Source organism: Leptospira sarikeiensis, assembly GCF_004769615.1.
Lineage (GTDB): Bacteria > Spirochaetota > Leptospiria > Leptospirales > Leptospiraceae > Leptospira_B > Leptospira_B sarikeiensis.
This window is the reverse complement of record NZ_RQGF01000026.1, coordinates 166,983-175,498: the sequence shown is the minus strand read 5'-3', so window position 1 is coordinate 175,498 and position 8,516 is coordinate 166,983. Positions and strand designations below refer to the sequence as shown.

Sequence of the window (8,516 nt, the reverse complement as noted above, 5' to 3'; positions counted from 1 at the left end):
ATCTTATGGAATTATTTAAAATTCTTTATGAATTTTTGGAAAAAAACTAATTTCTCTTTCATCTTATAGAAGAAGTATTACGTTAGGTACAAATCCATAAGTTGATTATAGTATACTAACAAGGATAAACGTTTGGAATCAAATCGAGTATTACAGGAAAAGGAGAAAACCCCCGCGGTCTTTGTAAATGTGGGGGAATATAAATTTTCGGAAGCTCCTATTGCGATGAAAACTCTTTTGGGTTCCTGTGTTTCTGTATGTTTATTCGATCCATTCAATCGTTTCGGAGGAATGAATCATATTCTTCTGCCGGGGAAGGCAGGTGTGGACGAGTCTTCCAGATTCGGGATCAACGCGATGGAATTATTGATCAATGAATTCGTTAAAAAAGGTGTTCCAAGAAGTCGACTCCAAGCAAAAATTATTGGGGGAGGGCAGGTTCTTCGTTTGGGTTCTAAAAATCCGATCGGGGATAAGAATGTGCAATTTGTGAAAGATTTTTTAAAATCTGAGGAAATTTCTGTTTCCGGAGAAGAAACGGGAGGACAGTATTATAGAAATCTTCGATTTTTCACTCATACCTTCGAGGTATTCGTTAAAAGAGTTCAAATCGATCTAGAAAAGAATATGATCGAGAAAAACGAAGCGGCTTATTTGGACAAAATACGGGAGAATATGCGGAAGAAAACGCCTACTACCTTCTTCTGAATCCGAACGAAAATATATATTTGTTTGGATTGATTTCAGGCTAACTCTTTGGAGAAAAGATTGGACTCTCTCGTACGTAATTTACTCTCACCCGCCATATTAACCGAAGAAAACGGTACAATTATCGAATCCAATGATTCCTTTGCCGAATTAGTTGGAAAGGAATTGGACGCTACTTTCGACTTTTTGGATTGGATCCATCCAGTAGATAGGGAACATGAAGTTTCCCTTTGGGAAAAGGATCCCAGTCTTAAACATTATGAAATGGTAAAGCGTATCAAGAATAACGACGAGATCTTCTTGGCCTACCATACGGTAACCTCCAGAACGATCGACGGGAAGCTTCTGACCATTTTCCTTCCGATGGAAACGCATCTTCCTTCCGATTTTAAAAATATAGCGATCCATCCTACCGGAGAGAGCGTAAAAAAGGCAGAGATCGAGATCTACAGAAAGGCTCTTGAAATATTCGATTGGAAACAATCTCTAAAAGACAGATATTCTTCCACCGCTTGGATGGATTCTGCAATCAAACAGATCAATATCACTCTCATGCAAGGGACGGGTGTTGGAAGTTTGATGAGCGTTCTTTCCATGATACTTTCTAAAGCTAAAAGGAAAGAAGGAGACGAGTTTGTCGAAATTCGCTCCAATTTATTCGACCTGCTTCAGGATGGAGTCGCGAGCGCATCTAGATTTACGAAATTTTTATCTTCTGCTCAGGCACTATTTGAGGAAAGTGAAACTGCGGAAGAGGTAGGAACTGTTGCGGAGTTTATAGACGTCGTGAGGGAAGTAATCGACGAGATAGGTCCTTCCGTTGCTTTAAAGGACCAGAAGATCCTAGTTTCAGACAATTTGCATATACTTTCGAATCGTTTAAAATTCAAAAAGGTCTGGGTCTCTACGATCTCCAAGGAAGTCCTGATCAATGCATTAAAATATTCACCCGAAAAATCCAGTGTTTTGATATTGGTGCTTAGGATCGGGGATGAATTACAGTTTAAGGTGATCAATGATCCTCCTTTTTCCGGCTATATACAGGATTTTCACGAAGACCTAGTCTTTGAACCTTTTTATAGAGGCGTTAAGTTCATGGATGAAAGGTTCGACCAAGAACAATTCGGAATGGGGCTTGGGCTTCCTGTCGTAAAAAAACTCGTAGAATTACAGAACGGAAAAGTGCATCTCCAAACTATGAATTTGAATTTGGATGAGGCAAGGAAAGAAGGCATTTGCCTTACGATCCGTTTTCCTGTAATCGAATAGTTTTTCATTCTGCATTATCTTTTCTTAATGTCCGACCAAGATGGGTAGATCCATTTCCATAAGGACCATCGTCTCTTCTTCTTCGTCCAAAAAACTTGTGACGTTGAATGTGGATATCTTCCCTTCATGGTTTGACACTATCTTCTCCACTAACGGTAATCCGAGACCGTAATCCAAGGTAGGGATATCCTCGTGTACGTATTTTGTAAGCCTTGCAAACGGTTGGAATACGAACTCTGATTCTTCGCTCGGAATCCCTTTAGGTATACCTGCTTCGTTTTTAGGGGAATTTAAAACGGAGATCAAAAGTTTTCTCTTTTTTAAAGTGAATAGAACGTAGATCGTTGTGTTAGGTTCGGAAAACTTGATCGCGTTTAGCAGAAGTTCTTCCAATGCCTTTTTAAAACTTTCTGCATGGATCCCTACTTCTGCGCGAGAGTCCCTATATTTATCCTCACAGATCTTAATGGAAAGTCGTTTGGACCTGGCTAATTCAAGTACTTTGGAAATCTCTTTTTTGAATAAGGAATGGATCTGGGAAATGGAATAAACCTCTTTGATCTGAGGATTATGGATGAAGTAATCCATCTCGTTAAAGATCTCAATGATCCGGTTTGCCGTTTCCGCATTTGAAAATAAAAGTTCTATCAATGTTGAAGGAACTTCATAATATTTTCCGTTCAACTTTGCCTTCTTTTTGAGAAGTCCGATTGCGGAAACTAACGCGCCGAATCCGGAACCTTGGCTTAAGGAAGTCCTGATATTTGAAATTAGATATGCACTTTTAGTCTGAAGATCCTTTCGGATCAGATCTTTTCGAAAAGAGTTCCAGTCTAGATCTCCTTGGATCTTATTAAACCTTTCCGTTTCCAGATCATCCTGAAGTAGATCCAATTCCCAATTCTCCTTCATATGCATCAAGGTCTCTGTGATCTCACTAGGAGAAGTTTCTTGGATTGCAATACAATCGAAGGCACCTAAACGTAATGCTTTTACGATCGTTCTTGCATTCGGATTTTCTAGACCCAAGATGAAGATCGGATTCCTTTTAGAGTTGGAGAATTTTTTTGTAAGAGTCTCGAAATCTGAGATACTTAATTCACAATAAACGATCCCGAATTCAACATCCAACTCTAGGCGATCGACAGAGTCAGAATGGAAGAATGTAAGTCCCACTCTCTCGCAAATTTTTGCAAGAAGATCCGTTCGTTCCGGATTTGTTCCAACCAACAAAATATTTTTTTTAGCACGCCTTTCAAATCGACGTGCTTCTTTGTTTTCTATTCCAACGTTCGTCATAGACGAGATCCATCCAAAAAGCGTTTCCTAAATCGGAAAAATTTTATATATCGGCTTTTTATTTGATCCTAACTCTAGAATAACGTAGAAAAATGAAATATTAAATTTTCTACGTTTTGTATACTAAGATAAGAAAAACGAAAAAAAATATATTTATAAACAAGTATATCGAATTTTCTTAAAATAATTTTATGTAAAGTTATACACGATAATTCTTTCGGTGTATATTAAAAAATTACAATAGAGAGAATGTGTTATTCTATTTTTCTTATTTCGTAATAAAAAAATTATACATAAGTTGATAAAAAAAATAGGATTGGCCGCCTTTCGGCACAGATCATGAATTCAACTTTCTCGGGTTTGGCGAAAGGTTCGATTGAATTTGGAGCGCATTCTAACGAGAATTATACGAACGAGATAGATCCGTATATTGCGTTATATCGAGGTTTGGTGAAGATTTGGAAATAAAAAACGCCGTTCCCTTTCGGAAAACGGCGTTCGGAAATTCGAAAAAGAAAGAAATTAGATTTTTTCGATCACTGTTGCGATTCCCATTCCCCCTCCGATGCAGAGGGTGATGAGTGCATAACGTTGATTTCTTCTTTCCAGCTCATCTAAAGCTGTCCCTAAAAGGATAGCTCCTGTAGCTCCAAGAGGGTGGCCGAGGGCAATAGCTCCTCCATTCACATTGATCTTTTCCAGAGGGATCCCTAGGCTTTTTTGAGTATAAAGGACCACGGAAGCGAATGCTTCATTGATCTCCCAGATGTCGATGTCTTCTACTTTTAACCCCGCCATTTGAAGCGCTTTTTTAGAAGCGGATACCGGACCTGTAAGCATGATTGTAGGATCTTCGCCTGTAGCAACAGTAGATAGGATCTTTGCTCTTGGTTTAAGTCCGTATTTTTTTACTCCTTCGTCATTCGCGATCAGAACGGAAGCTGCACCGTCCACGATCCCGGATGAATTGCCGAGGGTATGGATATGATTGATCTTGCCTACGTCCGGATAGGATCTTAGAGCGATCGCATCTAATTCTCTTTCGCCTACGGTCTTAAAAACCGCTCCTAAGCTGGAGAGGAATGCATAGTCGGACTCGATCCGAGGGTTTTCATCGGTATCTACGACCGTACCATCTTCTAATTTAATTGGGATGATGGATTTTTTGAAAACACCTTCTTTGATCGCTTTATCCGCTTTTAATTGAGAGGATTCTGCGAATTTATCAGCTTCTTCTCTGGAGATATTATATTTAGTCGCGATCAAGTCTGCGGAAATCCCTTGCGGAACAAGATTATAATGTTTTTGAATATTAGGATTTCCTATATTAAAATCTCTATCCCCTAAATCTGCTCCCATTTTTACGCGGCTCATGGATTCAACCCCACCGCCCAAACCTACGGCCATTGCTCCGGACTGTACGTGGTTTGCGATATTGTTTACTGCTTGTAATCCGGACCCGCAGAAACGGTTTACAGTATAACCTGGAACGGAATTCGGCCATTGTGCAGCCATAACCGCATAACGTGCGATACACGCGGCTTGGTCATCTACTTGGGAGACGCATCCTAAAACTACTTCTTCTACTATTTCGGGTTTTAATCCATTTCTTTCTTGGATCGCGTTTAAAGTAGAAGCGGATAGTTCTTGTGGATGAACTGAGGCAAGGGTTCCTCTTTTTTTACCTTTACCACGAGGGGTACGGACCGCATCGATTACGTATGCGTTGGACATAGTATTTCTCCTATAACGAAAGCCGTTCGGTTATTCTTGAACCTATGTTCAAAAACGAAATATGCTTCCGGCTTGAGTTTAGTAGAAAGGGGGGAAATGCAAGTCGTTTTGTTAACCGAAAATCACCCGATCAAAAACGCGGAAATACCAACAGTCTCCTTTTAGGTTTTCGTAAAATCCGTTATGACCGCCGTATTTTTGGATAAATATTTTGAGCTTCGAACCTTTAGGAATTTCTTCAAATTCATCCGGACGAATGATCGGATCGTCAGCGGAAGTAACGATTGTAAGATCCACTTTTAATTTTTCGAAATCTTTCGGGCCTAAGGTATAAGAATTAAAATAGTCGTCCGTATTCTTGAATTGGGACGTGGAAGCTACAATACGATCCGTCATTTCCATAACCGATTTACCTTCCATGATGCTTGGATACGGATGAAGATCCGGATAATGCACATTCTTCTTTGCTAGGGATTGTTTCCATTTATCCAAGAAATATTTTCCGATGATCAGTTTTGAATCCATCATTTCTGTAGCTGACTTTGGATGAAGAGGTGGGCTTACCGCGATACAATGTTTTAGATTCGGGACCATCTGCTTATTTCTAGAATGTTCTCTTGCAACCCGGATCGTAAAATTTCCACCCATCGAAAATCCTGCAAGATATACCGGCAGTTTCTGTCCGAATTCTTTTGCGATCTTACGAACCGCTTCATAAGTTTCTCTAATCAAACTACCATTGAATGGTTCGGGATTCAAATGATGAGTATCCCCATGGTCTCTTAAGTTCAGTCTAAAGATAGATACTCCCTTATCATAAAATCTCCGAGAAGTTCTTTGGATATAATTTGAATCCATACTTCCTTCCCAACCATGAATGAGGATCAATAAAGCCTTATTCTCGGAAGATTTGGAATAATGCCCTAATAGTTTTACTCCTTTGCCTGCGTCGATGACGACTGCCTTGGCGTTCTTATCCATAGGATGATCAGGTGCTTTTTGTCTCATCAAAGAAGCGAGAACGGTTTGGATGAAAGGATGTCTGAGATGAAATGGCGGTTTAAAAGGATGGAGTGTATCCATGCCGACATTTTTTCCGAGCTCTGCTTTCGAAGGCAAGCGATTCGTTAGAGAAAATCGGAAAGAACTTTATAGAGTTGTTTCGGTTGGAAAGGTTTGCCGATAAAACCTTCTATTCCGTGTTGAGTACATTTTTCAAAAGTTTCGGAGAAGGAACTCGCGGTCACTGCGATGATCGGGATCTTTGAATTAGAAGAATCTAAAGAATGTATTGCGTCTGCAGTTTGGTATCCGTCCATTTCAGGCATTTGAAGATCCAATAAGATCAGATCGTATTTTTTTCCTTCTGTGTTTAACAGTTCTAATGCTTCTTTTCCGCTTAACACAGTATCAGATCTTAATCCTGTCTTACTGATCTGTTTAGATAGGATTTTGAGATTAATTTCGTTATCGTCTACGATCAAAACAGAGCCGGAAGGAAATACAGGCGGGGCTTCCGGTTCCACTTGAGAAACGTTTTTGCTTTTATCCACATCCAATTTTAAAGGAAGTATTACTGAAAATTCAGAGCCAAATCCAGGTTCTGAATCTAATCGGATCTCTCCATGCATGACTGAAGTAAGCCTTTTTGCAATATAAAGCCCGAGCCCTACGCCTTTATGTTTTCTTGTATCTGCTAGATCTTCTTGATGGAAAGCGTCAAAGATCCTTTGTCTTGCTTCTTCTTTGATCCCAATTCCAGTATCCTTAACCTTGAATATAATGGAATTCTCTCCTTCCAGATCTACGCTAACTGAGACGGATCCAATTTCCGTGAACTTTAGAGAGTTTGTAAGAAGATTTAGAACGATCTGTTCTATCCTGGTCCTATCCCCGATGATCTTTGGCGGGACTTTCGGAGAGATGGAAAGTATGAGATCTATATTTTTTTCTTTTGCTCTCGGTTCGGTAAGTATTTGAATGAGATCCATCATCGCCTTTATATCGAAGGTCTCTTCTCTAATTTCCATTTTCGCGGAATCTAAAGTAACTACTTGTAAAAGATCATCTATTAACCTGGAAAGGATCTCAGTAGAATCTAAAAGATCCTTCATATATTCTTTTTGTTCAGGATCCAGATCCGAAGAGGATAGAAGGGAGGCCATTCCTGTGATACCGTTCAGAGGAGTTCTCATCTCATGAGAGATCATTCCTAAGAACTCGGATTTAGCCTGGTCAGCCTTTTCTGCCTTTTCTTTTGCTTCTTCCAAAGTTAACTCGGTCCTTTTAGCTAAGGAGATATCTGTATGAGTTCCTACAATTCTAGTAGGATCCCCGTTCTCATCTTTCAGAATAAGAGCTCTGGAGCGGATGAACATATATTCTCCGTCCTTTCTTTTAAATCTTAGGACCTTATCGAATCTTTCCGTCTGTTCCGTTCTATGTCTTTGGAATGCGGAGAGCGCGATCCTAAGATCGTTTCGATGTACTAATTTTCTCCATACCTGAGGATCGTCGGAAGAGACCTCCTCATCCGTATAACCGAGCATTGTTTTCCATCTCTCCGAAAGGAAAAGTTTTTCGGTTCTCATATTATAATCCCAGTATCCGTCAGTGGACGCAAGGTATGTAAATTCTAACTGTTCTTTTTGGATCCTAAGTTGGTTCTCTACATTCCTTACTTCGGTAATATTCTTATTACTGATCACTAAACCTTCATACACTCTGCTGATCTGAAGTAGATAAAATCCCGGGTTTCCGTTCTTGGAATTTATTTCGTATTCTTTTTTCTCAGCCTGTTCAGTTAGATAAACTTTCTTATATAGATCGAAGGTCCCCATTTCCAAGTTTTGAGGAAATAATACGCATAATTTTTTGCCGATCGCGACATCTTTAGACATTCCGATCTCAGCTTCCGCTGCCGGATTTAGATCCTTATAACAGAAATCTGTAATATTTCCATTGCTGTCAAAGAGGGGCTCTAAGTAATAGATCGCATCCTCGTTCCTATAAGCGGCTTCTCTAAAAATATCCTTTTCTTTGATCTCTTGGTTTAAGTCTTTTGCTATAGAGATGACCCAATCGTCCTGAGGACATATGATCGTAGAGTCGAAATATTTTCCTGAAATTGCAGATTGGCGGATGCCTCTCCATTCTGAGCCAGCTTTACTGATCGTATCCATAAACTGGCCTAGTTCTGGCTTACTTTCGAAATGGCCCGGTTTTATCTCGGTATAATTTTTACCGATGAGTACATCCTTCTCCATTTTCAAAAGTTTTGCACCCTGCTCGTTGCAGTAGTTCAACTTCATGTCTACGATCTTACCATCCTCGTTCCGAATGAGGTGGTTGACGAACACAGAGGTTCCGTCTGAATTTTCAAAAAATTTAATAAAGGTAAGAATATCTGTCGGGATCTCGGTCGTTATCATATTCTGAACCAAAACGCGCCGGCATGTAAATTAGGCCGGCGGATTCGCTTTTATAGGACGTCCCGAATCCTAAAA

6 protein-coding genes are annotated in these 8,516 nt (G+C 39.8%); 2 read left to right on the top strand and 4 right to left on the bottom strand.

The genetic code is table 11. The features are described from left to right. Positions 1 to 132: 132 nt before the first annotated feature. On the top strand, positions 133 to 708 hold the full coding sequence (locus tag EHQ64_RS11060; protein WP_135649540.1) for a chemotaxis protein CheD: 576 nt from the start codon (positions 133 to 135) through the stop codon (positions 706 to 708). Between the two features lie 60 nt (positions 709 to 768). Continuing rightward, a complete protein-coding gene (locus tag EHQ64_RS11055) occupies positions 769 to 1,977 on the top strand; it encodes a sensor histidine kinase (protein WP_135649539.1) in 1,209 nt (402 codons plus the stop codon). Positions 1,978 to 2,001: 24 nt separating this feature from the next. On the opposite strand, the gene EHQ64_RS11050 is transcribed toward EHQ64_RS11055, so the two are convergent. From EHQ64_RS11050 to EHQ64_RS11035, 4 genes are all read right to left on the bottom strand, one after another. Beyond that, positions 2,002 to 3,276, bottom strand: a complete 1,275-nt coding sequence (locus tag EHQ64_RS11050; protein ID WP_135649538.1) for a sensor histidine kinase — start codon at positions 3,274 to 3,276, stop codon at positions 2,002 to 2,004. Positions 3,277 to 3,798: 522 nt separating this feature from the next. Next, positions 3,799 to 5,010, bottom strand: a complete 1,212-nt coding sequence (locus EHQ64_RS11045; protein ID WP_135649537.1) for an acetyl-CoA C-acetyltransferase — start codon at positions 5,008 to 5,010, stop codon at positions 3,799 to 3,801. 111 nt (positions 5,011 to 5,121) lie between these two features. Further along, complete coding sequence (locus EHQ64_RS11040; RefSeq protein ID WP_135649536.1) at positions 5,122 to 6,093, bottom strand: YheT family hydrolase; 972 nt, start codon at positions 6,091 to 6,093, stop codon at positions 5,122 to 5,124. A gap of 44 nt (positions 6,094 to 6,137) precedes the next feature. Beyond that, complete coding sequence (locus EHQ64_RS11035) at positions 6,138 to 8,369, bottom strand: hybrid sensor histidine kinase/response regulator (protein ID WP_246048722.1); 2,232 nt, start codon at positions 8,367 to 8,369, stop codon at positions 6,138 to 6,140. Between the last annotated feature and the right edge of the window lie 147 nt (positions 8,370 to 8,516).